This is a genomic window from Dactylosporangium sp. CA-233914 (assembly GCF_050942935.1).
GTDB lineage: Bacteria > Actinomycetota > Actinomycetes > Mycobacteriales > Micromonosporaceae > Dactylosporangium.
The window spans coordinates 8,527,128-8,551,208 of sequence record NZ_CP192030.1 but is presented as its reverse complement, the minus strand read 5'-3'; the positions used below and the strand labels follow the sequence as shown (position 1 = coordinate 8,551,208).

Sequence of the window (24,081 nt, the reverse complement as noted above, 5' to 3'; positions counted from 1 at the left end):
CACGGGTCGGAGCCACCGGGCGTGCCCGGTTTCTCTCGACTGCCAGGGCCGGAGAGGCACCGCCCGATGGCTGTCCGCCGGCACCGCGCACGCACCCTGATCACCGGGGTGCTCGCCGCGCTCGCCCTGTCCACCGTCCTGCTCAGCGTCGAGGCCGGCCCGGCCGCGGCGACCGCCCCGCCCACGGTCAACCGGCCCGACGCCGCCGCCGGGTGGCTGGCCCGCCAACTCGTCGACGGCGAACGGTTCGAGGTCGTCTTCGACGGCGTCGCCTACCCCGACCAGGGCCTGACGATCGACGGGATCTTCGCGTTCGCCGCGGCGAAGGTCGCCGACACCAACGCCGCCAAGGCCACCGCCTGGCTCGCCCGCCCGGAGATCCTGACCGGGTACATCGGCGACGGCACCGAGGCGTACGCCGGGGCCACCGCCAAGCTCGCCCTCGCCGTACAGGTCCGCGGCGGCAACCCGGCCGCGTTCGGCGGCGTCGACCTCATCGCCCGGCTCCGCGGCCTGCAGAGCGCGTCGGGCCGGTTCTCCGACCGCTCAGCGTTCGGCGACTACAGCAACCAGTTCACCCAGGCCCTCGCCCTGATCACCCTCAGCCGCACAGCTGGCGGGGCGCCCGCGTCGGGCGCGGCGTACCTGGCCGGCGCGCGCTGCGCCGACGGCGGGTACCCGCTCTATTTCGGCCAGCCGGCCTGCGTCAGCGACGTCGACGCCACCGCCCTCGCCGTGCAGGCCCTGCTCGCCGCACATCGGCCCAGCGACGCTGCGCCTGCGATCGCCTGGCTGATCTCGGTCCAGCACGCCGACGGCTCGTTCGCCGACGGCTCCGGCACCGTGAACGCCAACAGCACCGGCCTGGCCGCGCAGGCCCTCGCCGCGGCCGGCCGCCCCCTGGTGTGGCTGAAGGCCCGCAGCTTCCTGCTCACGCTGCAGGTGCGCTGCGCCGGCCCGGCCACCAACCGTGGCGCGATCGCCTACACCTCGGCCGGCTTCGACCCGGCGACGGCGGTCCGGGCCACTGCACAGGCGGTTCCTGGCCTGACCGGCGGCGGTCTGGCCACGCTGTCCGCCGCCGGATCGAAGCCCGCCGCGCCCGTACTGGCCTGCCCATGACCACCGCCGTCCACAGTGGAGGAACGATGACGTCCACCCTGCGCCGCGCCATGTCCACCGCCGCAGCCGCCCTCGTCGCCACCGGCGCGCTCGTCCTGGCCGAACCGGCGCCCCTCGCTGCCAACGCGTCGGCCTGCTCGCCGGGCACGGGCGTATCGGTGGTGGTTGACTTCGGGTCGCTCGGCGGCGGCGTGGTCACCGGCTGCTACGCCGGCGACCCGGCCACCGGAGTGGCCGCGCTGACCGGGTCCGGGTTCACCGTCACCGGCACCCAACGCTGGGGCCTGGCGTTGGTGTGCCGGATCAACGGCCAGCCGACCGCGGCGACCGAGCCGTGCGTGAACACCCCGCCCGCGTCGGCGTACTGGTCGTACTGGCACGCCACCCCAGGCGGCGCCTGGACCTACAGCACACTCGGCGCCTCCTCGTACAACCCGGCGATCGGCACCGTCGAAGGCTGGCGTTTCGGCTCCGGCCAGCAGCCCTCGATCACCGCCCCCTGACCCTCGACCCGGCGCGGTGTCACGCCTGCGTGGCACCGCGCCAGGTCGCCTCCGGAAGGTCCCCCGCATGCGCCCCCGCCCGTACCGCGCCGCCGCCGCCGCGCTCGCCGCCCTCGCCGTGACCGGCGTCGCCGCCGCGACCGCGCTCGCCGCCCCGAGCCTCGCCCACCAGGCCGCGGGTCGCGACGCTGCGACGTGGCTCACCACGCAGCTCGAGGATGGGGTGCTGACCAACTTCGGCATGCCCGACATCGGCCTGACCATCGACGCTCTCCTCGCCCTGCGCGCGACCGGTGTCGCCCCGGCCACCGCGAACACCGTCACCGACCGGGTCGCGGCGAACGCGGCCACGTTCAGCTACTACGAGATCGACTACGACTCCGACGGCGACCTCGACCGGATCACCGACGCCGGCTCCACCGCGAAACTCCTCGTCGCCGCCGTCGCCGCCGGCCGGGACCCGAAGCACTTCGGCGGCCTCGACCTCGACGCCCAGACCCGCGCCCTCATCGCCACCAGCGGCCCGCACGAGGGCCGGGTCCGCGACACCACCCCCGAGATCTACGGCGGCGACGCGAGCAACACCTTCGACCAGTCCCTCGCCGTGCTCGGCCTGACCCGCTCCGGCGGCGCCCCGGACGACACGGTCGCCTTCCTGATCCGCCAGCAGTGCCCGGCCGGCGGGTTCCGGCTCAACCCCGACCCGGGCGGCGCCGCCTGTGCCGACGACGGTGTCCCCGACGTCGACTCGACCGCGCTGGCTGTCCAGGCGCTCCTGGCCGCCGGTCTCGCCCCTGGCGCGGCCGGCGCGGCGGCGAAGGGCGTCGCCTGGCTCAAGACGAAGCAGGCCGCCGACGGGTCGTTCCGCAACGGCCCGCAGCAGCCGGACCCGAACCTGCCGGCCGTCGCCAACAGCAACAGCACCGGCCTCGCCGGTCAGGCCCTCGCCGCCGCCGGTGCGACCGGCGAGGCCGACAAGGCGGCCGCCTGGGTCGCCGGGCTCCAACTGGCCGGCAGCGCCGACCAGGGTGCACTCGCGTACAGCGCGGACGCGTTTGCCACCGGCTCGATCGACGACATGGTGCGTGATCAGTGGCGCCGCGCCACGGCCCAGGCCCTCCTCGCCCTCGCCCAGGTCCCCCTCGGCGACATCGGCCAGCCGACCGCCGGGTCGCCCTCGGCCTCCGCCCCGCCGTCCGCGTCGGCTTCGGCGTCGCCGTCCCGATCCGCGTCCGCCAGCCCGTCGGCGAGCGACTCCGCCAGCGCATCGGCCAGCGCCTCCGCGTCGGCCTCCGCGAGCGCGTCGCCGACCACGGCCGCGCCCACGACGCCCGGCGGCGCCCTGCCGATCACGGGCGACCCGATTGTGCGCATCGCCGCCCTCGCGGCCGTGCTCATGGGCGTCGGCGCGGTGCTGCTCGTCGTCGCGCGGCGACCCCGGACACCATGAGCGTCCGGCTCGTTCGGGCGGCGGCCGCCGTGCTCGTCGCGGCCACCGCCGCGGTCGCGGTGCCGGCCCCGGCCGCCGCGGCCGGCACCGCCGGGTATTGCCCCGATGCCACCGGGGTCACCGTCGTCGTCGACTTCCACGAGCTCGGCGGCGGCGTGGTCATCCGCTGCGCGCCCGGCGCGCAGGGCAGCGGTCTGACCGTGCTGCAGAACGCCGGGTTCACCGTCGCCGGCACCAACCGGTGGGGCCTGGCGTTCATCTGCCGCATCGAGGGCAAGCCGACCGCGGCGACCGAGCCGTGCGTCGACACCCCACCGGCGACGGCGTACTGGTCGTACTGGTACGCCGCGAACGGCGGCTCATGGACGTACAGCGACAGGGGCGTCAAGAACCGCACCCCACCCCAGGGCAGCTTCGACGGCTGGTCATTCTCCAAGAACCACACCGGAGGCACCGCACCGAAACCCGGCGCTGCACCGTCCCGACCGGCCCCGCCAACACCACCGCCCGCCACCGGCCAGCCGGCCCCCGGTGCAGCCCGCACCACCGCCGCAGCCCCGGGCACCACCGCGCCCACCCCGAGCACGGCTCCGGCGAGCACGTCCGCGCCGGCCGCGGCCGACGCGGCCGGATCACCGGTGCCGAACCCGTCAGCCACGGCGAGCGACGAACCGTCCACGACCTGGATGCCGTCCAGCACGGCGCCGACGGCGGACGTCGAAGCGACCCGAACGGCGTCCGGCGTGCCGATCGGCACGCTCGCGGGCGTGGCCGTCCTCGTGGTGCTCGCGGCCGCCGCCGGGGTGGTCGCCTGGCGGCGCCGCCAGGCGAGGGACTCCTGACGGTGGGACGGCTGCCGCGGGCGGTGCATCCAGGGGCATGGTGGCTGTGGGCCCTCGGCCTGGCCACCGCGGCCAGCCGCACCACCAACCCGATCGTCCTCGCGCTGATCATGGCCGCTGCCGGGTACGTCGTCGCCCGCCGCCGCTCCGACGCGCCGTGGGCCCTGGCCTTCCGGCTGTACCTGCTCCTCGGCGCGTTGATCGTGGCCAGCCGGCTGCTGTTCCGGATCATCTTCGGCGGCGGAGGCGGCACCCACGTGCTCGTCACACTGCCGGAAATCCCGCTCCCCGCGTGGGCTGCCGGCATCCGGGTGTTCGGGCCGGTCGCCGCCGAAGAACTCCTCGGCGGCCTCTACGACGGACTCAGGCTGGCCGCGATGCTCGTCTGCCTCGGCGCCGCCAACGCCCTCGCCAACCCCAAACGGCTGCTGAAACTCGTCCCCGCCACGCTGTACGAGGCCGGCACGGCGGTCATCGTCGCGCTGTCCGTCGCCCCGCAACTCGCCGAGAGCGTCCTGCGGGTCCGCCGGGCCCGCCGGCTGCGCGGCGGCGCCGGCAAAGGTGCGCGGGCGCTGCGCGCGATCCTGCTGCCCGTCCTCGCCGACGCCCTCGACCGGTCGCTGACCCTGGCCGCCGCCATGGACTCCCGCGGCTACGCGCGCGCCGGCACCACCCCACGCCCGGTCCGCGTCGCCACCGGCGTACTCGTCGTCGCGGGGCTGCTCGGCGTCTGCATCGGCGTCTACGGGCTCCTCGACGCCACCACCCCGCGCGCGCTCGGGCTGCCCGTCCTCGCCGCCGGCGGCGCGGTGGCGGCGGCCGGGCTGCTGCTCGGCGGGCGGCGGGTGCAGCGCACCCGGTACCGGCCCGACCCGTGGCGGTGGCCCGAGACCCTCACCGCCCTCGCCGGCGTCGGCGCCGGGGCGCTGCTGTTCGCCTCCGCCGCCGTCGACCCGGCCAACCTGTACCCGTCGCTGAGCCCGCTCACCTGGCCACAGCTCGGCCTCCTGCCCGCGCTCGCCGTCGCGGTCGCGGCCGGACCGGCCTGGCTCACGCCACCGCCGCCAACGAGCGCGCCCACTGAGCCCCCGCCCCACGCCGAGCCCGTCGAGGTGACCGCATGATCGAATTCGACCGGGTCACGGTCACCTACGCCGGCGCCGCCGCCCCGGCGCTCCGCGACGTCACCCTCACCCTCGGCGAAGGCGAACTGTGCCTCGTCGCCGGGCACACCGGCACCGGCAAGTCGACGCTGCTGCGGGCGGTCAACGGCCTCGTCCCGCACTTCACCGGAGGTACCCTCGCCGGCCGGGTCGTCGTCGACGGTCGCGACACCCGGACCCACCCGCCGCGCGAGCTCGCCGACGTCATCGGGTACGTCGGTCAGGACCCGCTGCACGGGTTCGTCACCGACACCGTCGAGGAAGAGCTCGCCTACGGCCTCGAGCAGCTCGCCTTCCCGGCCGCGACGATGCGCAAGCGCGTCGAGGAGACCCTGGACCTGCTCGGCATCGCCGAGCTGCGGGACCGGCCGCTGCGCGCGCTTTCGGGCGGGCAGCAGCAGCGGGTCGCGATCGGCGCCGTCCTCGCCGCCCACCCGCGGATCGTCGTCCTCGACGAGCCGACCTCCGCGCTCGACCCGACCGCCGCCGAGGACGTCCTGGCCGCCATCACGCGGCTCGTGTACGACCTCGGCATCACCGTCCTCGTTGCCGAACACCGCCTCGAACGCGTCGCCCACTACGCCGACCGGCTGCTCTACCTGCCCGGCGACGGCACCGTCACCGACGGGGCGCCCGCCGAGGTCCTTGCTGGCGCGGCGGTCGCGCCGCCGATCGTCGAGCTGGGCCGCCTGGCTGGCTGGGATCCGCTTCCGCTGTCGGTCCGTGACGCCCGCCGCCGCGCCGCCGGACTGCGCGAGCGGCTCGCCGGCCTCGAGCCGCCCGCCCGCGGTGCCGAGGCCGGCGACCGGCCGGCGGCCCTGCGCGCGGAGGGCGTCGTCGTGCGGTACGGCCGCCACGTCGCGGTCGCCGGCGTCGACCTCGACTTGGCCGCCGGGTCGGTTGTGGCGCTCATGGGCCGCAATGGCTCCGGCAAGTCCTCCCTGCTGTGGGCGCTGCAGGGCTCCGGGCTCCGCCAGCGCGGGACTGTCACGGCCGGCGGCGCCGACCCGGCGCGGCTGTCCCCGGCCGAGGGCCGCCGCCACGTCGGGCTGGTGCCCCAGACCCCGGCCGACCTGTTGTACCTCGACACGGTCGACGCCGAGTGCGCCGCCGCCGACCACGAGGCCGGCACGGCCCAGGGCACCGCCCGCGCGCTGCTCGACGAGCTCGCCCCCGGCATCCCTGGCGACCGGCACCCCCGCGACCTGTCCGAGGGCCAGCGTCTCACCCTTGTCCTCGCGATCCAGGTCGTCGCCGCGCCGCCGGTGCTGCTGCTCGACGAGCCCACCCGGGGCCTGGACTACACCGCCAAGCGCCGGTTCACCGCGATCGTCCGCGGTCTCGCCCGGAGCGGCACCGCGGTCGTCGTCGCCACCCACGACGTCGAGCTCGTGGCGGCCCTCGCTGACCGGGTCGTGGTCATGGCCCAGGGTGAGATCGTCGCCGACGGCCCCACCGCCGACATCGTCGTCGCCTCGCCCACCTTCGCCCCGCAGGTCGCCAAGATCCTGCACCCGCAGCCGTGGCTCACCGTCGCCGACGTCGCCGAGGCCCTGCAGTGAGCCGCCCCGTCCGCGTCCGGCCGCGCGCCGCGCTCGTCCTGGTGCTCGCCTCGGCGGCCGGGCTGGCCGCGTTCTTCTGGCCGCTGTTCGTGCCGGCTCAGCCGGAGGCGGTCGCGCGCACCGCCGACGCGCCGCTGATCTTCGTCGGGCTGTTGCCGGTCCTGGTCGCCGTCATGGTTGCCGAGCTGACCGGCGGCGGCCTGGACACCAAGGCCGTCGCCATGCTCGGCGTGCTCTCGGCGATCAACGCCGCGCTGCGGCCGCTCGGCGCCGGCACCGCCGGCATCGAAACCGTCTTCTTCCTGCTCGTCCTCGCCGGGCGGGTGTTCGGACCCGGGTTCGGGTTCCTGCTCGGCTCGACCTCGCTGTTCGCCTCCGCGCTACTCACCGCCGGCGTCGGCCCCTGGCTGCCGTTCCAGATGCTCGCCGCGTCCTGGGTCGGCCTCGGCGCCGGCCTGCTCCCGCGCCGCCCCCGCGGCCGCCTCGAGGTGGCGATGCTCGCCGGATACGCCGCGGTCAGCGCCTACGCCTACGGGTTCTGCATGAACATGTGGTTCTGGCCGTTCAGCCCCGCCGCCGACACCCAGCTCTCCTACGTCCCCGGCGCCCCCCTCGCCGAGAACCTGCACCGGTTCGTGCTGTTCACCGCCACGACCTCGTCACTGGGCTGGGACACCGGCCGCGCCGTCACCAACGGCGCCGCCGTCGCCGTCCTCGGCGCCGCGGTCCTCGCCACGCTGCGGCGGGCGGCGCGCCGGGCCGCGTTCGACGCGCCCGTCGACTTCACCACCGACCCCATGCACATTCGCACGCCTCGACCGAGCCCGCCGGCGCCCTGACGGCCCTGCTCGTCCAGGCCGCCGCCACCGCCGGGTTCGTCCTGGCCCACGACTTCTGGCCGTTTGTCGCCGCAGTCAGCATCGCTGCCGGCGCGAAAGCCGCCGGCGTCGCCGCCCGCAGCCCGCTCATCCGCCGCCACGGCGGCGACCGGCCCCAGCAGTTCCCGCCTATCTCCGCGCCGTCACCAACATCGGCGTCTCGGTCGGCGCACTCTTCGCCGGCTGGGCCGTCCAGGCCGGCACCGTGAGCGCGTACAACCTGATGGTGTTCGCGATCGCGCTCACCGCGGCCTCAGCGGCCTTCCTCGCCGTCCTTCCCCCGACGCCGGCCGCTGGTGGGTCGGTGGACGGCAACCAAGATCTACTAATCTGGCGGACCGGGCTATCCGCCGCTGGGTTCGTGCTGCTCGTTGCGGCGGGTGGGCTGTTCCGGCACGGGCCGGGGCGTGGTGTCGCTCAGCAGGGCGTGGCGGGTGGCCAGGGCTCGCAGCAGGTGGGCGATCTCCGCCTGCGGGACGCCGGCCCGCGCGCAGGCTCGGCGGAGCCGGTTGTCCAGGGCGTAGCGGCCCGGTTCGATCGGGACAAGGCGGCGGCCGGCCAGGTCGAGGACGCCGGCCAGGACGTGTTCGCGCAGGACCGGGGCCGGGGCCTCGCCCGCGCCCGGCAGGGCGGTGTTCCAGCGGCGCAGGCGGCGGGTCAGGGTCAGCGTGGACACCGTGAGGCCGGCGATCACCGCGGCGGTCGCGATCAGCGGGGTGACGTGGTCGTCGGCGAGGCGCCCGCAGGCCAGGACCGTCAGCGCGGCCAGGGCGGCACCGGCCGCGGCGCCCGGCAGGGCCGCCATGGCGACCGGGACGGGGGTGGCCGGCGGCCGGACCTTCGACAGCGTCGCCAGCAGGGGCGCGGTGTGCACCGGCCAGGTCCAGGGGCGATCGAGGACGTCGTCGAGCAGCCGGCCGTACGCGGTGCCGCGCGTCACCCGGAACGCCTGCCACCGCCCCGCCACGATCGGGCCGGTGTCGTGGTCGCGGCCGGCCAGCAGGGCGGTGGCGAGGCCGCGGTCGAGCTGGGCGCGGTGGACGAGCGAGGTCGGCCAGCCGGGGTGGTCGGGGCAGCGGGCGAGGACGGCGCGCAGCACGGCCGGCTCGTCCGAGGCGCGGGTGACCGCGTCGAGGGCGAGCGGGTCGCCGGACGCCTCGGCCGCGGCGATCGCCGCCATGGGGTCGCGCCGCGCGAGCAGGGTGAGCGGGGCCGAGCCGGGCCGGCCGGTCGCCGCCAGCCGGGTCAGCACCGCGTCCGCCGGCGGCGCATCGTTGACGGCGGCCGTGGCCTCGTCGCCCGGCGTGGTGGGCGAGGCCTGCGCGTGCGCGCCGGCGTCGAGCGCGGGGAGCAGCGTCAGCAACCGCGAGAGCCACAGCGGGTCGCGGGCCGCCGGGGCGGTGCCGGCGAGGGACTCGATCTCGGTGCGGGCGGCGCGGCGTACGCCGTCGTCGTCGCACGCCCTCGCGGCCAGCGCGGCCCGGAACAGCAGGCGGCGGTCGGGCAGCGCCGACAGGTCGTCGATGATGCGCCACCGCAGCTGCTCACCCGCCTCCGCGCACGCGCCGACCACCCGCGTGAGCAGCCCGGCGGACCAGGGCCGCTGGGTGCGCAGCCGATCCGCGAGGGTCTCCCAACCGCCGGGGGTGAGCACCGTTGCGGTGTCCGGGGCGGGCGGCTGCGCGGCGGATGCGCGCTGGGGTGGCGGGGGAGCGTCGAGCACCGGTGACGTCGGGGTGGGAGCGGTGAAGGGCGGGGCCTCAGGGAGTACCACCGCGGGAATGTGGAAACCGGGGACCGGCTCGGCGTGGGAGAGGGCCACCACCGTCGATGCCGGGGATGTGCGCGCCAGCGGGCCCGGGAGGCCGGCGACCGCCGCGCGGACCGCGCCGCCCGCCTGGTCCAGGCCGTCCAGCAGCACCAGGTAGCCGTGCGGGGTCGCCGCCTCGGCGGTGACGGCGCGCAGGATCACGTCCGCCGTCACCGGGGCGTCCGCGGCCAGGTGGGCCAGGTCGACAAGGACCGGGCGCTGGGCGACGGACGGGTCGGCGGCGGCGCGGCGCCAGGCGGCTCGCAGCAGCCACGGCAGCGGGCGGGAGCCGGCCGCGCCCGGTGCCGTCAGCAGCCACAGCCGCTCGCCGCGCCGGCCGAGCAGCGCGGCCGGGTCGATGCGCTCGCCGGCCGGGCCCAGCAGGGCCGGGGCCTCGGCCCGGTCGAGCGGGCCGATCTCCAGGTGGTGGGTGGCGTGCCGGCGTAGCGTTCGCTCCGCCGCGCGCCAATGCAGCCGGTTCGAGGACATCGGCGTCGAGGCTCCGAGCGGTGGGCAACGATGGCAGCACAATCGTGTCGCCCGCCGTCACTGCCTGTAGCCGATTCGGCCCCGGATCCTCCGATCGGGGGTCGCCCGTCGGTGGCCCTACCGGGCCGCGGCCCGCAACGACTGCGGCGTTCGGCCGGTTCTGGGCCGCGCCGGAAGGGTGCTTCGCGCACTGCCGCATCGATGCGGACGGTGGGCGCGCCTGAAGCAGGCCCGATCAAACGAAATCGCGCGCGATGCGGTCCGCGGCGGCCAGCATGTCGCGCGCCACCGGTAGCAGGCCGAGTTCGGTCAGCAGCAGGCCGGTCGACACGCGCTCGGCGTTGCCCCACTGCCAGATCGCCGTCTCGTCGCGGCCGGTCCGGGCGGCCAGCCACCGGGCGCGGGCGCGCGGGTCGGGGGCGGCCAGCAGGTCCTCGGGGTCCTCGCGCATGAGCACGCCGAGGTCGTACTCCGCGTCCGCGAGCAGCCCGTCAGGGTCGACGAGCTTGAAGGTGCCGTCGGCGGCCCGCAGGGCGTTCCACTGGTGCACGTCGCCGTGTACGAGCACCGCCCGCTCGTCGTCGTGGGCGGCCGCGCGCCGCTCGCAGCAGTCCAGGGCGTGCGCGACGGTCCGCTCGGCGCACGGCCGGCCGGTGCGCTCCCAGGTCGCGGCGATGAACTCGGCGAGCCAGCGGGCCTTGGAAAGCCCGGTCGGCAGGCCGGACTCCGGGGCCGGGCGCCAGATCCGGGCGGCCGCGTCCGTCAGGATCTCCAGGCGTCGCGGCAACGGCAGGTTCAGGTCGCTCAGCGCCGGCCCGAGGCGCTCCATCAGCAGCGCCGAGCGCGCGAAGTCGGCCCGCAGCAGACGCGCGCAGCCTTCCCCGCCGGCCAGGCGCAGGACGGTGGCCTCGTGCCGGGCGTGGTCGCCGGGGCGCTGGACGAGCAGCTTCAGCACCGCCGGGGTGTCGTCGTCCAGCAAGGCGTCCACGACGAGGGCCTCCGTGCCTGCGTCGTACACCTTCCCCAGGCGCAGCCCCCACCGCCGCTGCAGGTCCGCGAGCAGCGACGGGACGCGGGCCGGCCAGTCCGGCGCGCCGGCCGCGACCGCCTTGGCCCGCACGATCTCCGGGATCTCCATCAGCTGCGCACCCTCTCAGCCATGGCGACACTCTGACACCCGCCCGCGAACTTCCCGGCCGCCGTCCCCACGACGCCCCCGGCCGACGAGGGCGGCGCTGCGCATGACAGATGTCATGGGAGGGCGGGTGACGCGATGCAGTCTCATCCGGATCGATCCGCGGCCATGCTGAGGGCATGACGAACGAAGCGGTACAGCTGGCCGGCCTGACGAAACGGTTCGGGCCGGTCACCGCCGTCGACGGCCTGGACCTCACGATCCGCCGAGGTGAGGTCGTCGCGCTGCTCGGCCCGAACGGCGCGGGCAAGTCAACCACCATCGACATGCTGCTCGGGCTGCTGCGCCCCGACTCCGGCGACGTGCGCCTCTACGGCGAGGCCCCGGCCAAGGCGATCGCCCGCGGCGCCGTCGGCGCGCTGATGCAGACCGGCGGCCTGCTGCCGGACCTGACCGCCGAGGAGACCGTACGCCTCGCCGCCGCCCTGCAGCGCGACCCGCGCGACGTCGCCGAGGTCATCGAGCGCGCCGGCGTCGCCGAGTTCGCCAAGCAGCGCGTCGGCGGCCTCTCCGGCGGCCAGCAGCAGCGCATCCGCTTCGCCATGGCCCTGGTGAGCAACCCCGACCTGCTCGTGCTCGACGAGCCCACGACCGGCATGGACGTCGAGACGCGCCGCGCCTTCTGGGCCTCGATGCGCGAGGAGACCGCCCGGGGCCGCACGGTCCTGTTCGCCACGCACTACCTCGAGGAGGCCGACGACTACGCCGACCGCATCGTGCTGCTGCGCGCCGGCCGGGTCGTCGCCGACGGTACCGCCGCCCAGATCAAGGCCGCCGTCTCCGGCCGCACCATCCGTGCCACCGTTCCCGGCGCGGACCTCGCCGGCCTCGCCGGCCTGCCGGGCGTCGAGCGGGTCGAGACGCGCGGCGACGCGGTGCTGCTGCACTGCGACGACTCCGACGCGGCCCTGCGCGCGCTGCTGAACGCCACCGCCGCGCACGACATCGAGGTCACCAGCCGCAACCTCGAAGACGCCTTCATCGCCCTCACCGTCGCCGGGAGCACCCAGTGAACATGACCTACCTCCGCCTGGAGACCATGCGGCTGTACCGCAACAAGCGCCTGGTCATCTTCTCCACCCTGATGCCGGCCCTGCTGCTGCTCATCATCGGTGGCGTGTCGGTCGGCGGCGACGCGGACGCCCGCAAGTACGTCATGGTGAGCATGGCCCTCTTCGGCGCCATGACGGCCGCCATCTCCAGCGGCGGCACCATCGCGGTGGAGCGTGGCCTCGGCTGGAACCGCACGCTGCGGCTCACCCCGCTCTCGCCCGGCGCCTACGTGCTCAACAAGGTGTTCCTGGCCCTGCTCGTCGGCGTGCCGCCGGTCATCGTGACGTTCCTCATCGGCGCGCTGGGCCTGCACGTGCGCCTGAGCGCGGCGGAGTGGATCCTCTGCGCCGCGGGCTCGTGGCTGTCGTCGCTGCCGTTCGCCGCGCTGGGAGTCGTGATCGGCTACCTCGCCAAGCCCGACAGCGTCCAGCAGGTCTCCGCGCTCATCAACCTGACGCTCGCCGCCTTCGGTGGCCTGTGGGTGCCCGTCAACCTCATGCCGGACGCGCTGCGGTACATCGCGAAGCTCACCCCCTCGTACTGGACCGGCCAGGTCGCCCGCAGCCCCCTGGACCACGGCCACATCGACGGACAGGCGATCGTCGTGCTGCTCGGCTGGACGGTGGTCCTGGCGCTCATCGCCCTGCGCCGGTTCCGCGTGGATACGGCCCGCGCTTAGGCTTCCCTACCGTGACCGGCATCCCGACCAACCAGCTCGTCCGCCGCCCCGCGGCCAGGTTCTTCTGGCTGTGGGCGGCGGTCTGGCTGTTCTACATGGCCGGCCCGGTCATCGACGCGTGGCACCGGCCCGAGGTCTGGGAACGGGCCGTGGGCCTCGCGGCCGGGCTCGGCTTCTGCGTGCTGTACCTCGCGGGCTTCATGTGGGCGCGCCGCGAGATGCGCGAGACCGGCCGCCCGCCGTCGCTGGCCCAGGCCACGCTGCGTCTTGCGGGCCTCGTCGCCCTCGCCACGATCCTGACCCTCCTCGTCGGCGAGTCCGGCCTCACCGCCCTGGTGTACGTCGCCGTCACCGCCGTCTTCTCCTTCCCGCCCCGCGCCGCGTGGAGCGTGGTCTTCGCCTCCGCGATCGTCGCCGGCGCCCTGCCGCGGGTCGTCCCCGGCTGGGACCGCTCCGTTGACCTGACCTTCGCGGTGATGGTCGCGGCGCTGGCCGTGTGGGGCGTGACCCGCGTCGTGCAGCGCAACGCCCAGCTCGCCGAGGCCCGCGAGGAGATCACCCGCCTGGCGATCGCCGCCGAGCGCAACCGCTTCGCCCGTGACCTGCACGACCTGCTCGGCCACTCGCTGACCGTCGTGTCGGTCAAGAGCGAGCTCGCCGCCCGCCTGGTCCAGCTCGCCCCCGAGCGCGCCGAGGCCGAACTGGGGGACATCCAGCGCCTCGTGCGCGAGGCCCTCGGCGACGTCCGCGCCGCCGTCGCCGGCTACCGCGAGATGTCCCTGGCCACCGAGCTCGCCTCGGCCCGCAGCGCCCTCGACGCGGCCGGCATCGAGGCCGACGTCCCCGTCACCGGCGAGGAGGTCGAGCCGGAGCGGCGGGAGCTGTTCGCGTGGGTGGTCCGCGAGGGCGTCACCAACGTCGTACGCCACTCCGAGGCCAAGCACTGCTGGATCCGCCTGGGCCGCTCCACCGTCGAGATCAGCGACGACGGCCGCGGCCCCAAGGGCCCCGAGCTCGCCGCCGACCCTGCCGCCGGCCCCGCCGGCCACGGCCTCAACGGGCTGCGCGAGCGCCTCGGCGCCGCGGGCTGCGCCCTGAGCATCGGCCGGCGCGACGGCGGCGGCTTCACCCTGCGCGCCTCGGCGGCGTGACGGCTATCGTGTCGGCGGACCAGGGTCCGGAGGCGGTCAGGTTTTCCGGCGCAGGACGCGACCAACGTCCGTGATGCGCTGCGCGCGGCGATCCTGGCCGGCGAGTCGTCGAGGCGCAGCTGAGCGACCGCTTCCGGGGCGAGCCGGTTCAACGTCCGCGTCGCCCTGCAGGACCTGGCCGGCGAAGGCCTGATCGAGATCCAGCGCAACCGCGGTGCCCAGGTCCGCAAGGTCTCCCTGGACGACGACCTCGGCTGACCCGGGTGTCCGGCCGGATATGCCGGGCGCTGCACGGCCCGGCATATCCCGGTTATGTTGTGCGCCGGCCGGCCTTTCGGTTCCTTCGCCGCTGCGCGAACGGCAACGAGTGCCCGGCGGGAGCCCTCGGGCGGGCCGGCGGCGGCGTCGACGAGGGGGATCGGCCAAGGCGCAGCGTCCAGACGGCGGTCGCGGCCAGGGCGGCGGCGGCCACCGTCTGGACGCGGTAGTCGAGCGAGGCCGCCATGGCGCCGCCGAGGAGGAGGGCCGGGCCGGTCGGTGCGAACATCAGGGAGTTGGCGGTGGCGGCCGCGCGGCCCAGGAGGCGCTCCGGGATCAGGCGCTGCAGGGCCGTCACCGCGGCGATCAGCGGCGCCGGCAGGCCGAGGCCGATCAGGACACTGCCGGCGACCGCCGGCCACGTCCAGAACGTGACGCGGCACAGGGCGCCGGCGGTGAAGAGCAGCAGGCCCAAAGCCGAGTAGCCGCGCTCGCCCAGCCTGCGCATCAGGGTGCCCGCCAGGAGGCCGCCGGCGACCGAGCCGAGGCCCTGGGCGGCGGTCAGGACGCCGGCGAAGGCCGGCGGGCGGTGCAGGGCGTCGAGCAGGGCGAACGTGGCGCTGCTGGACAGGCTGGACGCGATCATCGCGGCCGCGGCCACCAGGATCAGGGCGCGCAGTTCGCGGTTGCCCAGGACCGGCGCGGTGGCGGCCGGGGCCGGATCCGCGGCCTCGGGCCGGGGTGGGTGGGGGCGGAGCCGGGCGAAGGCCACGGCGGCGGCCGCGAAGGTCGCGGCGTTGAGCAGGGCCACCGACGGGCCGCCCAGCCAGGTGAACATCGATGCGCCCACCGCCGGGGCGACGAGCTTCATGCCTTCGGTCACCGTGCGGGTCAGGCCGTTGAAGTCGCCGCGCAGGCCGGCGGGGACCACGGCCGGGAGCAGGGCCGCCTCCGCCGCCCCGATCAGGACCGCGCCGGCGCCGACCAGGGCCAGGGCCGCGAAGACGAGCCAGACGTGCCCGGTGGCCGCCGCGGCCATGACGGCGGCCAGGGCCAGGTTGACCCCGACCAGCAGGCGGCGCCGGTCGACCCGGTCCGCGACGCCGCCGAGCGGCGGGCCCAGCAGCAGGGCCAGCCACATGCCCGCGGCGACGGTGCCGGCCAGGGCGTCCGAGCCGGTGCGGGTCTTCACCCATACGCCGGCGGCCAGGGAGAACGCCGAGTCCCCGAACCCGGAGACGAGCACGCCCGCGAGGTACAGCCGTGCGTTGGGGTCCCCGAGGACCCGTGCCGTCGACCAGGCCATACCCCCAATAATATGCTTGGGGGTATGGCGGACGATGTCCTGCGCGCGCTGGCCCACCCGCTGCGGCTGCGCATGCTGAACCTGATGTGGCCGGGCCCGATGTCGGCGGCGGAGCTGGCCCGGGAGCTGTCGGTCTCGCACGCCCTGGCCAGCGAGCACCTGCGCCGCCTGGCCGCGGCGGGCCTGGTGGAGCTCGCCGAGGAGCGCGACCGGCGCGGCGGGCGAGAGCGGCGGTACCGTACCGTCCACGGATCTCCGCTCTCCGACCAGCGCGAGGGCACCGCGTTCCTGGCCGAGACCCTCGCCCACGGGCTGCGCGAGCGCGCCGCCCGCCGCGACCCGGCGAATCCGGGTGTGACCACGGACGGCGAGCTGTGGGTGGCGCCGGAGGCCTGGGAGGCGTACCGCACCGGCCTGCAGGCCCTCGGCGACGCCCTGCACGAGGCCGCCCGCCCGATTCGAACCCCCGGCACGGTCCCGATCGCCGTGACCGTGCACGCGTTCCGGCTCCGGCCGTGAGCGGCGCTGGCTACTCGCCGGGCAGGGTGCGGTACAGCCGGATCGACACCACGGCGAGCCACGTGAAGATGATGGCCACCCCGGCCACGAAGCCGAGCGTGAATCCTGGTGCGCTGCTGCTCGAGGCGATGCCCGCGAACGCGAGCAGGAACGCGGTGCCGGAGAGCCGGGAGTACAGCGCCGCGCCGCGGTCCTGGTGGCGGGCCAGCACCCAGGCGGCGGCGACCGCGCACAGGAAGCCGATCGCGCCCGCCACCAGGTGGGCGACGCCGTGCCAGGTCACCGTGCCGGGGCCGTCCGGCGTGCCGGCCGGGAAGCCCATCGCCGGGTCCGCGCGCAGGAGGCCGGCGGCGATCAGGCTCGCGCCGAAGACGGCGACCAGGCGGGCCGTCCAGCGGCTCTGCGGCACGGCCCGGGCCAGGCCGGCCGCCGCGGCCAGGACCATCAGGCCGGTGGCGACGAAGTTGGTGACCTGGATCCAGCCGAGGTCGCCGTTGCTGAGCAGGCTCCAGGCGTGCCGGGTCACGTCGAAGCCGTCCCGGGTGAACGCCTGGGCCAGGCTGACGATGACGTAGACGGGACCGGCCAGCACTGCGTAGCCGAGCAGCGAGCGGGTGACACGGGCGCTCATCGCGGGTTCCTCTCTCGGGCGGGTGACTTCACCCCTCCCTCGAACAGGAGCGCCCGGGATCCGACATCGGGTCCCAAGATCTTTTCTACCAGACGTCGCCGGCCCGGAAGTCGCAGGTCAGGACGCCCTGCAGCGGGATCGCGGCGACCGGCAGGACGTACGTGCTGTCGTCGTCGTCCGGGGTGGCGGCCGGGCCGCGCGGGGAGAGCACTGCCGTCGTGCCGGGCCACAGCGTCCAGCCGCGGCGGGCATAGAGGCCGGTGGCGGCCGCGGAGGCCGACAGGGCGCCGATGTCGTAGGCCGCCCGGATGATGCGCTCGGCCTCGTCGAGCACGGCGGTGGCGTAGCCGAGCTTCTGGTGGTCGGGGTGGACCGCCACGGCCTCCAGATATCCGGCGCGCAGCGGGACGCCGTCGGCGAGCAGCGCCCGCTGCACGACCGCGGCGTGGGCGACGATCCGGCCGCCCGCCTCGGCGAGCACGTGCAGCCCGCCCAGGGCGTGGGCCCAGTCGTGGTCGTCGAAGCCGCCGTCGAAGGCCGCGTCGAGCACGGTCCGCAGCTGGGCGCGCTCCCCGGCGGTCAGGTCGGCGGTGTGTACGGTCCTCATCGCATCCGGGCCTTCTTCCGGTTCTCGGTGACGATCCACGCGATGTCGCGGTCGGCCGACGCGGCGTAGCGCTCGAAGACCGGCAGGCCGGCGGGCCGGTCGGCGGCGACGGCGACGCTCCAGCAGTACCCGAGGGCCTTGCGCAGCGTCCGGACGTCCTCGTCGGCGCGCGTGGCCGCGGGGCGGGCGGCCAGGGAGTCGGTGACCGCGCGGCACACCGCGACGGCGCGGGCGGCGGCGCCGGGAGCCTTGAGCAGGCGGGGCTCGCACAGGCCGGCGACCGCGGCCCGCTGCACGAGCGGGTGGGGGTCGCCGGCCCAGTCGTCGGCCAGCTCGAACAAGCGCGGCGGGTCGACGTCGCCGAGGCGCTGCAGGGCCATGGCGACGCCCTCGCGCACGCGCCAGCGCCCGTCGGCCGCGTGCCGGCGCAGGCGGGCGGGCACGTCCGGTGCCGACGAAACCAGCAGAGGACCGAGGGACACCACACCGCAGAGGACGAGGTATTCGTCGCCGCCGGCGATGAACGCGTCGATCTGCGCCGGCTCGGCCGTGTCCGCGACGGCCTGCGCGAGCTCGAGGTTGGCCCGTGGTCCCGGCAGGCCGCCGTGTTCGCGCAGGAAGTCCGGCCACGTCGCGGCGGGCAGCTCCCGCAGTCGCGCCGCGAACTGCTCACGACGGCCCATGCGGGTAACGCTAACGCCTCAGCCGGCGAACTCGCGCGGCTCGACCATGACCAGCCAGTTGCCGCTGTCGTCGCGGAAGACGGCCTCGACGCCGTACGGGCGGTCCTCCGGCTCCTGGATGAATTCGACGCCCTTGGCGACCAACTCGGCGTGGGTCTTGCGGCAGTCGTCGACGCGCAGGCCGAGCCCGCCCATGCCGCCCTTCTCCAGCTGGCGGCGCACGAACGCGGCCGCCTCGTCGTCCAGCGGCGGGCCGGGCGTCATGAGCGTCACCTGGAGCTCCGGCTGGTTCGGATGGTTGACCGTGACCCACCGGAACTCACCCATGGTGATGTCGGTGTTGGCCGTGAAGCCGAGTGTGTTGACGTAGAAGTCGCGGGCCTTGTCCTGGTCGAGGACGTACACGGTGACGAGCGAAATGTTCGTAATCATGAGACGGAGGTTACTCGCCGTGACCGGAGGCGCCTTCTCGAAAATTGCGGACCACCCCGGCCATGAACAGCCAGCATCCCGGGATGTGCGGCGCGCCGGCGGCGGCCCAGCGGTCGCGGTAGGCGATCGGGCTCTCCCCGACCACCCGGGTGAACTTCGCCGAGAACGAGCCGAGGCTGGTGAATCCGACGGTCATGCACACCTCGGTGACCGTCAGGTTGGCACCGCGCAGCAGATCTTGAGCGCGCTCGATGCGCCGCCGGGTCAGGTAACGCATCGGCGTCTCGCCGTAGGCCCGCCCGAAACAGCGGATGAAGTGGTACTTCGAGACGCCGGCGACCGCCGCGACCCCGTCCAGGTCGAGGTGTTCGCGGTAGTTGCGGTCGATATGGTCGCGGGCGCGGCGCAGGTGCGGCAGCAGGTCGACCGGCACGATCACCCCGCCACTCTATGATCATCACCCTGGGTGAGTTCTTCATATACCGAACGTCATCAACGTCTCCGTGGGGCTGCGCGAGCCACGCGCCGTCCGTTAGCGTGGCCGGGTGCTCGGCAACAAGAGGTCTCGATATGTTCTGACCGCCGCGGCCGCTGTGGTGCTGCTAGGGGTGCTCGTCGGCGTCGTCGCGTGCGGCGGCGACAGCAAACCGAAGTCCGACGCCCAGCCGGGCGTCACCGCCGGCAGCCACTCCAGCGTCGAGGCGTCGCCGTCGCTGGAGCCGCCGGTGATCCCGACCTCCGCGGCCCCGCCCTCGCCGAGCCCCACCGACGCGCAACCGTCCCCGTCGAATCCGGCGTCGAGGGCGGCCGAGGACGGGTTCAACGTCCGCCCGCCCGGCACCGGCCACGGCCCGGCCGACTCGCTGTTGCGCACCGCCGGCACCAACGTCGCCCTGACCTTCGACGACGGCCCCGACCCGGTGAACACGCCCGCGATCCTCAAGGTGCTCAAGGACAACGGCGTCAAGGCGACCTTCTGCATGGTCGGCTTCCGGGTCCGCGACCATCCCGAACTGGTGCGCCAGATCTACGCCGACGGCCACACCCTGTGCAACCACTCGTGGCAGCACCTGCTCAACCTGGGCAAGCGCGACCCGTCCTACATCGAATGGGACCTGCGCCACACCAACGACATGATCCACGCCGCGGTCGGCAACGACGCCCCGATCAAGTACTTCCGCGCGCCGGGCGGCAACTTCACCCCGAGCCTGGTCGCCAAGGCCAAGGAGCTCGGGATGACCTCGATCTACTGGGACGTCGACCCGCAGGACTGGAACCACCGGCCCGACAGGAACGACCAGACCCACATCGACCGGGTGATCGCCCAGGTGAAGAGCCACGTCCGCCAGGGCTCGATCATCCTGTCGCACGACAACGGCCAGCCGGACACCATCGTGGCCTACCGCACGCTCATCCCCTGGCTGAAACGCTACTTCGTCCTGGAGGGCCTGCCCACCGGACCCGGCGCGGGATAGGCAGCGCGCGCCGCAGGTTAGCGAGACCGGCAACTGGTCAAGAGGCGGGCGCCTCACCCCTGGACCTGCCGCGCCGCGGGCGCACGGCGCGCGGGGAGATGCAGGCAGGGCGCCTGTTGCCGGTCGCGCTCAAGCGAGGCGGGCGTCGAGGGCGGCGCGGTCCGGCAGGAACCAGGCGTCGCGGCCGCGGTTGGACTCGCGGATCAGGTCGCGCAGGGCGGTGCTCGCCTCGACGTGGGCGGTGATGTCGCCGATGACGGCCAGGCGAAGGCGGTAGTTCACCAGTTTCTGCAGGATCTCGCCGGCCACGCCGGTGCGCAGGTTGTAGAAGTCGTCGGCCAGGCGCGGCGCGGGGACGACCAGCAGCTCCGCGTCGTGGCTGAGCGCCTCGCCGACCAGGTCCGCCGCGCTGAGCTCGGCGCCGTAGCGGGGGCCTTCCGCGGCGAGGACGAGGGCGCTGATGCCGTTGATCGTCTCCTGCTCGGTCACGGCACGCACGCTACCGGGGGAGCCGGTGCAGCAGCACGTCGTTTACGCTGCCGGCGGCGAAGGTCACGGTGAGGTAGGTGCAGTGCGGCTGGCGGCGGCGGTCCGTTGGCGAGCCCGGGTTGAGCAGGCGCAGGCCGCCCGGGGCGACGCTGTCCCACGGGATGTGGGAGTGGCCGAAGACGAGCAGGTCGCGGCCAGGATACGCGGCGGCGCAGCGGGTCTCGCGGCCGGACGCGGGGCCGGTCTCGTGCACGACGGCGAGGCGCACGCCCTCGAGCTCGGCCTCGGCGACCTCGGGCAGGCGGGCGCGCAGCGGCGGGCCGTCATTGTTGCCGTACACCCCGATGAGCCGCGCCGCCCGCGCCTGCAGGGCGTCCAGGAGCGCGACGTCCACCCAGTCGCCCGCGTGGATGACGACGTCGGCGGCCTCCACGGCCGCCCACACCGGCGCGGGCAGGTCGCGGGCCCGCTTGGGCACGTGGGTGTCGGCGAGCATGAGCACCTGCATCGCCTGCCACCCTACGGCGCCCGGCGATCCGGTGCCGCCCGGCGAGCACGCTCCCCGGGTCGTGGCATAGAGTCGGGGCGTGGAGTGGCTGCGGAGATGGCCGGTGTACCGGCAGCTCACCGGTCCCGATCCGACGGGCCGGGGCGATGCCGTGCGCTCAGCGCGCACCGACGCCGTCACCGCCCGCACCACCCAGGCCGACTCGGTCGCCAAATCTGTCTGCCCCTACTGCGCGGTCGGCTGCGGCCAGAAAGTGTTCGTCAAGGACGGCCGGGTCATCCAGATCGAGGGTGACCCCGACAGCCCGATCTCGCGCGGCCGGCTGTGCCCGAAGGGCTCGGCCAGCAAGAGCCTGGTGACCAGCCCGCTGCGGGCGACGCGGGTGAAGTACCGGCGGCCCTATGCCACCGAGTGGGAGGAGCTCGACCTCGCCACGGCGATGGAGATGATCGCCGACCGGGTCGTGGCCGCCCGCGAGCAGACCTGGCAGGACACCGACGACGAGGGCCGGCCGCTCAACCGCACGCTCGGCATCGCCAGCCTCGGCGGCGCGACCCTGGACAACGAAGAGAACTACCTCATCAAGAAGCTCTTCACCGCGATCGGCGCCCTGCAGATCGAGAACCAGGCCCGCATTTGACACTCCGCCACCGTCCCCGGTCTGGGGACCAGTTTCGGTCGCGGCGGTGCCACGGGCTCCCAGCAGGACCTGGCCAACGCTGACTGCATCGTGATCCAGGGCTCGAACATGGCCGAGGCCCACCCGGTCGGCTTCCAGTGGGTGATGGAGGCCAAGGCCCGCGGGGCGAAGGTCATCCACATCGACCCCCGGTTCACGCGCACCAGCGCCGTCGCCGACATGTTCGTGCCGATCCGGGCCGGGTCGGACATCGCGTTCCTCGGGGGCGTGGTCAACCACATCCTGAGCAACGAGCTGGATTTCCGGGAGTACGTCGTGGCGTACACCAACGCCGCCACGATCGTCGGCGAGGACTTCCGCGACACCGAGGACCTCGACGGGCTGTTCTCCGGCTTCGACCCGCAGACCCAGGCCTACGACCCGTCGTCGTGGCAGTACGAGGGCCACCTTGGGCAGCACGAGCCCGAGCACGGCCACGTCACAAGGGAGAGCGCCGGAGGGTTGCGGCACGAGTCGCACGGCCCGCCGGTGCCCGCCGACGCCCAGCGGGACGAGACGCTGCAGCACCCGCGCTGCGTGTACCAGATCCTCAAGCGGCACTTCTCGCGATACACGCCGGAGGTCGTCGAGCAGGTGTGCGGCATTTCGCCCGAGGACTTCGCCGCCGTGTGCGAGGCCTGGACGCGCAACTCCGGGCGCGAGCGCACCACCGCGCTGGTCTACTCCGTCGGCTGGACGCAGCACTCGGTCGGGGTGCAGTACATCCGCACCGGCGCGATCATCCAGCTGCTGCTGGGCAACATGGGCCGGCCCGGCGGCGGCATCATGGCGCTGCGCGGGCACGCGAGCATCCAGGGCTCCACCGACATCCCGACCCTGTTCAACCTGCTGCCGGGCTACCTGCCGATGCCCAGCGCCGGCCGGCACGACACGTTCGAGGAGTGGGTCGAGGCGATCCGGCACCCGGGGCAGAAGGGCTTCTGGGGCAACGCGCGCGCCTTCGCGGTCAGCCTGCTCAAGGCGTACTTCGGCGACGCCGCCACCGCCGAGAACGACTACTGCTACGGGCACCTGCCGCGGATGACCGGCGACCACGGCACCTACCAGCAGGTGCTGTCGATGCTCGACGGCAAGATCAAGGGGTACTTCCTGCTGGGTCAGAACCCGGCGGTCGGCTCGGCGCACGGGCGCGCCCAGCGCCTCGGCATGGCGCAGCTGGACTGGCTCGTCGTGCGGGACCTGTACGAGATCGAGAGCGCCACGTTCTGGCGCGACTCCCCCGAGGTCGAGACCGGCGAGATCGTGCCCGGGGAGTGCAAGACCGAGGTGTTCCTGCTGCCGGCCGCCTCCCACGTGGAGAAGGAGGGCACGTTCACCCAGACCCAGCGGCTGCTGCAGTGGCGCCAGAAGGCGCTCGACCCGCCGGGCGACTGCCGCTCCGAGCTGTGGTTCTTCTACCACCTCGGCCGCATGGTCAGGGCCCGGCTGGCGGGGTCGAAGCTGGAGCGCGACCGGCCGGTGCACGACCTGGCCTGGAGCTACCCCACCCACGGGCCGCACGAGGAGCCCTCCGCCGAAGCCGTCCTGCGCGAGATCAACGGCTACGACACGGCCACCGGCGCCGTGCTGTCCGGCTTCAACGAGCTCAAGGACGACGGGTCCACGGCCTGCGGCTGCTGGATCTACTCCGGCGTCTACGCGGGCGGCGTCAACCAGGCTGCCCGGCGCAACCCGGCCACGCCCGACGACCCGATCGGCCTGCGGTGGGGCTGGGCCTGGCCGATGAACCGGCGGATCATGTACAACCGCGCCTCCGCCGACCCCGACGGCCGCCCGTGGAGCGCACGCAAGGCCTACGTCTACTGGGACGAGGCGAAGGGCGAGTGGACGGGCCCGGACGTTCCCGACTTCGAGAAGACCAAGCCGCCGTCGTACCGCCCCGAGCCCGGCGCGTCCGGATCCGCCGCCATCGCCGGCAACGACCCGTTCGTCATGCAGGGCGACGGCAAGGGCTGGCTGTTCGTGCCCAGCGGCCTGGTGGACGGGCCGATGCCGACGCACTACGAGCCGGCCGAGTCGCCGGTGGACAACCCGCTGTACACGCAGCAGGCGAACCCGACCCGCAAGCGCTACCAGCGCTCCGAGAACCCGATACACCCCGCGCACAGCCAGGTGTTCCCGTTCGTGTTCACCACCAGCCGGCTCACCGAGCACCACACCGCCGGCGGGATGAGCCGCACCCTGGACTACCTCGCAGAGCTGCAGCCGGCGATGTTCGTCGAGGTCTCGCCCGCGCTCGCCGCCGAGCGGGGCCTGACGCACATGGGCTGGGCGCACGTCATCACCAGCCGCTCGGCGATCGAGGCCCGGGTCATGGTCACCACGCGGCTGCGGCCGTTGCGCATCGACGGCCGGCCGGTGCATCAGATCTGGCTGCCGTACCACTGGGGCAACTCCGGCCTCACCACCGGCGACTCCGCCAACGACCTCATCGGCATCGTGCTCGACCCCAACGTGCTGATCCAGGAGAGCAAGGTGGGCACCTGCGACGTGCGCCCCGGCCGCCGTCCGCGCGGCGCCGCGCTGCGCGCCCTCGTCGAGGACTACAACCGGAGGGCCGGCCTGTGACACAGCGG

The 24,081-nt window shown here is 74.6% G+C and carries 23 protein-coding genes; 13 read left to right on the top strand and 10 right to left on the bottom strand.

The window, feature by feature from the left end; genetic code table 11:
- Positions 1-66: 66 nt before the first annotated feature.
- The 7 genes from ACQPY0_RS38175 to ACQPY0_RS38145 all read left to right on the top strand — a co-directional run bounded on the left by ACQPY0_RS38175 (position 67) and on the right by ACQPY0_RS38145 (position 7,481).
- Entirely contained in the window at positions 67-1,122 is a 1,056-nt protein-coding gene (locus ACQPY0_RS38175) for a peptidase (protein WP_432972210.1), read from the top strand.
- A 26-nt stretch (positions 1,123-1,148) separates the two neighbouring features.
- A complete protein-coding gene (locus ACQPY0_RS38170; protein ID WP_432972207.1) occupies positions 1,149-1,625 on the top strand; it encodes a hypothetical protein in 477 nt (158 codons plus the stop codon).
- 67 nt (positions 1,626-1,692) lie between these two features.
- Positions 1,693-3,075, top strand: a complete 1,383-nt coding sequence (locus tag ACQPY0_RS38165; RefSeq protein ID WP_432972204.1) for a cell wall anchor protein — start codon at positions 1,693-1,695, stop codon at positions 3,073-3,075.
- Positions 3,072-3,917: a hypothetical protein gene (locus tag ACQPY0_RS38160; protein ID WP_432972201.1), complete on the top strand. Its 846-nt coding sequence runs from the start codon at positions 3,072-3,074 to the stop codon at positions 3,915-3,917. Before ACQPY0_RS38165 ends, ACQPY0_RS38160 begins: the two co-directional genes overlap by 4 nt.
- A gap of 2 nt (positions 3,918-3,919) precedes the next feature.
- On the top strand, positions 3,920-5,041 hold the full coding sequence (locus tag ACQPY0_RS38155) for a CbiQ family ECF transporter T component (RefSeq protein ID WP_432972198.1): 1,122 nt from the start codon (positions 3,920-3,922) through the stop codon (positions 5,039-5,041).
- Positions 5,038-6,642, top strand: a complete 1,605-nt coding sequence (locus tag ACQPY0_RS38150) for an ABC transporter ATP-binding protein (protein WP_432972195.1) — start codon at positions 5,038-5,040, stop codon at positions 6,640-6,642. Before ACQPY0_RS38155 ends, ACQPY0_RS38150 begins: the two co-directional genes overlap by 4 nt.
- A complete protein-coding gene (locus tag ACQPY0_RS38145) occupies positions 6,639-7,481 on the top strand; it encodes an ECF transporter S component (protein WP_432972192.1) in 843 nt (280 codons plus the stop codon). Before ACQPY0_RS38150 ends, ACQPY0_RS38145 begins: the two co-directional genes overlap by 4 nt.
- Before the next feature lie 382 nt (positions 7,482-7,863).
- On the opposite strand, the gene ACQPY0_RS38140 is transcribed toward ACQPY0_RS38145, so the two are convergent.
- Positions 7,864-9,819 carry a hypothetical protein gene (locus tag ACQPY0_RS38140; RefSeq protein WP_432972189.1) on the bottom strand — a complete coding sequence of 652 codons (1,956 nt, stop codon included), beginning with the start codon at positions 9,817-9,819 and terminating at the stop codon, positions 7,864-7,866.
- 235 nt (positions 9,820-10,054) lie between these two features.
- Entirely contained in the window at positions 10,055-10,957 is a 903-nt protein-coding gene (locus tag ACQPY0_RS38135) for an aminoglycoside phosphotransferase family protein (protein WP_432972186.1), read from the bottom strand.
- Positions 10,958-11,133: 176 nt separating this feature from the next.
- Here ACQPY0_RS38135 and ACQPY0_RS38130 point away from each other — a divergent pair, with 176 nt between their 5' ends.
- From ACQPY0_RS38130 to ACQPY0_RS38120, 3 genes are read left to right on the top strand one after another with little or no spacing between them, the layout of a single operon-like run.
- Positions 11,134-12,027 carry an ABC transporter ATP-binding protein gene (locus ACQPY0_RS38130; RefSeq protein WP_432972183.1) on the top strand — a complete coding sequence of 298 codons (894 nt, stop codon included), beginning with the start codon at positions 11,134-11,136 and terminating at the stop codon, positions 12,025-12,027.
- A 2-nt stretch (positions 12,028-12,029) separates the two neighbouring features.
- Positions 12,030-12,746, top strand: a complete 717-nt coding sequence (locus ACQPY0_RS38125) for an ABC transporter permease (RefSeq protein WP_432972180.1) — start codon at positions 12,030-12,032, stop codon at positions 12,744-12,746.
- Between the two features lie 11 nt (positions 12,747-12,757).
- The gene (locus ACQPY0_RS38120; protein WP_432972177.1) at positions 12,758-13,897 is read left to right on the top strand and encodes a sensor histidine kinase; all 1,140 of its coding nucleotides are present in this window, start codon (positions 12,758-12,760) and stop codon (positions 13,895-13,897) included.
- Between the two features lie 310 nt (positions 13,898-14,207).
- Here ACQPY0_RS38120 and ACQPY0_RS38115 read toward each other — a convergent pair whose 3' ends face one another.
- Positions 14,208-15,461: an MFS transporter gene (locus ACQPY0_RS38115; protein ID WP_432972174.1), complete on the bottom strand. Its 1,254-nt coding sequence runs from the start codon at positions 15,459-15,461 to the stop codon at positions 14,208-14,210.
- Positions 15,462-15,485: 24 nt separating this feature from the next.
- Between ACQPY0_RS38115 and ACQPY0_RS38110 the strand changes: the two genes are divergently transcribed.
- Entirely contained in the window at positions 15,486-15,980 is a 495-nt protein-coding gene (locus ACQPY0_RS38110) for an ArsR/SmtB family transcription factor (protein WP_432972171.1), read from the top strand.
- A gap of 10 nt (positions 15,981-15,990) precedes the next feature.
- Here ACQPY0_RS38110 and ACQPY0_RS38105 read toward each other — a convergent pair whose 3' ends face one another.
- The 5 genes from ACQPY0_RS38105 to ACQPY0_RS38085 form a co-directional block, all read right to left on the bottom strand.
- On the bottom strand, positions 15,991-16,611 hold the full coding sequence (locus tag ACQPY0_RS38105) for a DUF998 domain-containing protein (RefSeq protein WP_432972168.1): 621 nt from the start codon (positions 16,609-16,611) through the stop codon (positions 15,991-15,993).
- Between the two features lie 85 nt (positions 16,612-16,696).
- Positions 16,697-17,218, bottom strand: coding sequence for a GNAT family N-acetyltransferase (locus ACQPY0_RS38100; protein WP_432972165.1), 522 nt, complete (start codon positions 17,216-17,218; stop codon positions 16,697-16,699).
- Complete coding sequence (locus tag ACQPY0_RS38095; RefSeq protein WP_432972162.1) at positions 17,215-17,901, bottom strand: hypothetical protein; 687 nt, start codon at positions 17,899-17,901, stop codon at positions 17,215-17,217. Before ACQPY0_RS38095 ends, ACQPY0_RS38100 begins: the two co-directional genes overlap by 4 nt.
- An 18-nt stretch (positions 17,902-17,919) precedes the next feature.
- Positions 17,920-18,333, bottom strand: a complete 414-nt coding sequence (locus ACQPY0_RS38090; RefSeq protein WP_432972159.1) for a VOC family protein — start codon at positions 18,331-18,333, stop codon at positions 17,920-17,922.
- 10 nt (positions 18,334-18,343) lie between these two features.
- The gene (locus tag ACQPY0_RS38085; protein WP_432972156.1) at positions 18,344-18,772 is read right to left on the bottom strand and encodes a helix-turn-helix transcriptional regulator; all 429 of its coding nucleotides are present in this window, start codon (positions 18,770-18,772) and stop codon (positions 18,344-18,346) included.
- Positions 18,773-18,878: 106 nt separating this feature from the next.
- On the opposite strand from ACQPY0_RS38085, the gene ACQPY0_RS38080 reads away from it, so the two are divergent.
- Complete coding sequence (locus ACQPY0_RS38080; RefSeq protein ID WP_432972153.1) at positions 18,879-19,808, top strand: polysaccharide deacetylase family protein; 930 nt, start codon at positions 18,879-18,881, stop codon at positions 19,806-19,808.
- A 129-nt stretch (positions 19,809-19,937) separates the two neighbouring features.
- Here ACQPY0_RS38080 and ACQPY0_RS38075 read toward each other — a convergent pair whose 3' ends face one another.
- Both ACQPY0_RS38075 and ACQPY0_RS38070 read right to left on the bottom strand, forming a co-directional pair.
- Complete coding sequence (locus tag ACQPY0_RS38075) at positions 19,938-20,297, bottom strand: DUF4180 domain-containing protein (protein WP_432972150.1); 360 nt, start codon at positions 20,295-20,297, stop codon at positions 19,938-19,940.
- 10 nt (positions 20,298-20,307) lie between these two features.
- Positions 20,308-20,805: a metallophosphoesterase family protein gene (locus ACQPY0_RS38070; protein WP_432972147.1), complete on the bottom strand. Its 498-nt coding sequence runs from the start codon at positions 20,803-20,805 to the stop codon at positions 20,308-20,310.
- Positions 20,806-20,884: 79 nt separating this feature from the next.
- Here ACQPY0_RS38070 and fdh point away from each other — a divergent pair, with 79 nt between their 5' ends.
- Complete coding sequence (fdh, locus tag ACQPY0_RS38065; protein ID WP_432972144.1) at positions 20,885-24,073, top strand: formate dehydrogenase; 3,189 nt, start codon at positions 20,885-20,887, stop codon at positions 24,071-24,073.
- The last annotated feature ends 8 nt before the right edge of the window (positions 24,074-24,081 follow it).

Bases quoted from the DNA above. Each gene is read 5' to 3' on its own strand.
- ACQPY0_RS38175 (WP_432972210.1), top strand. From the start codon at position 67: ATGGCTGTCCGCCGGCACCGCGCACGCACCCTGATCACCGGGGTGCTC.
- ACQPY0_RS38170 (WP_432972207.1), top strand. From the start codon at position 1,149: ATGACGTCCACCCTGCGCCGCGCCATGTCCACCGCCGCAGCCGCCCTC.
- ACQPY0_RS38165 (WP_432972204.1), top strand. From the start codon at position 1,693: ATGCGCCCCCGCCCGTACCGCGCCGCCGCCGCCGCGCTCGCCGCCCTC.
- ACQPY0_RS38160 (WP_432972201.1), top strand. From the start codon at position 3,072: ATGAGCGTCCGGCTCGTTCGGGCGGCGGCCGCCGTGCTCGTCGCGGCC.
- ACQPY0_RS38150 (WP_432972195.1), top strand. From the start codon at position 5,038: ATGATCGAATTCGACCGGGTCACGGTCACCTACGCCGGCGCCGCCGCC.
- ACQPY0_RS38140 (WP_432972189.1), bottom strand. From the start codon at position 9,819: ATGTCCTCGAACCGGCTGCATTGGCGCGCGGCGGAGCGAACGCTACGC.
- ACQPY0_RS38135 (WP_432972186.1), bottom strand. From the start codon at position 10,957: ATGGAGATCCCGGAGATCGTGCGGGCCAAGGCGGTCGCGGCCGGCGCG.
- ACQPY0_RS38130 (WP_432972183.1), top strand. From the start codon at position 11,134: ATGACGAACGAAGCGGTACAGCTGGCCGGCCTGACGAAACGGTTCGGG.
- ACQPY0_RS38125 (WP_432972180.1), top strand. From the start codon at position 12,030: ATGACCTACCTCCGCCTGGAGACCATGCGGCTGTACCGCAACAAGCGC.
- ACQPY0_RS38115 (WP_432972174.1), bottom strand. From the start codon at position 15,461: ATGGCCTGGTCGACGGCACGGGTCCTCGGGGACCCCAACGCACGGCTG.
- ACQPY0_RS38110 (WP_432972171.1), top strand. From the start codon at position 15,486: ATGGCGGACGATGTCCTGCGCGCGCTGGCCCACCCGCTGCGGCTGCGC.
- ACQPY0_RS38105 (WP_432972168.1), bottom strand. From the start codon at position 16,611: ATGAGCGCCCGTGTCACCCGCTCGCTGCTCGGCTACGCAGTGCTGGCC.
- ACQPY0_RS38100 (WP_432972165.1), bottom strand. From the start codon at position 17,218: ATGAGGACCGTACACACCGCCGACCTGACCGCCGGGGAGCGCGCCCAG.
- ACQPY0_RS38095 (WP_432972162.1), bottom strand. From the start codon at position 17,901: ATGGGCCGTCGTGAGCAGTTCGCGGCGCGACTGCGGGAGCTGCCCGCC.
- ACQPY0_RS38090 (WP_432972159.1), bottom strand. From the start codon at position 18,333: ATGATTACGAACATTTCGCTCGTCACCGTGTACGTCCTCGACCAGGAC.
- ACQPY0_RS38070 (WP_432972147.1), bottom strand. From the start codon at position 20,805: ATGCAGGTGCTCATGCTCGCCGACACCCACGTGCCCAAGCGGGCCCGC.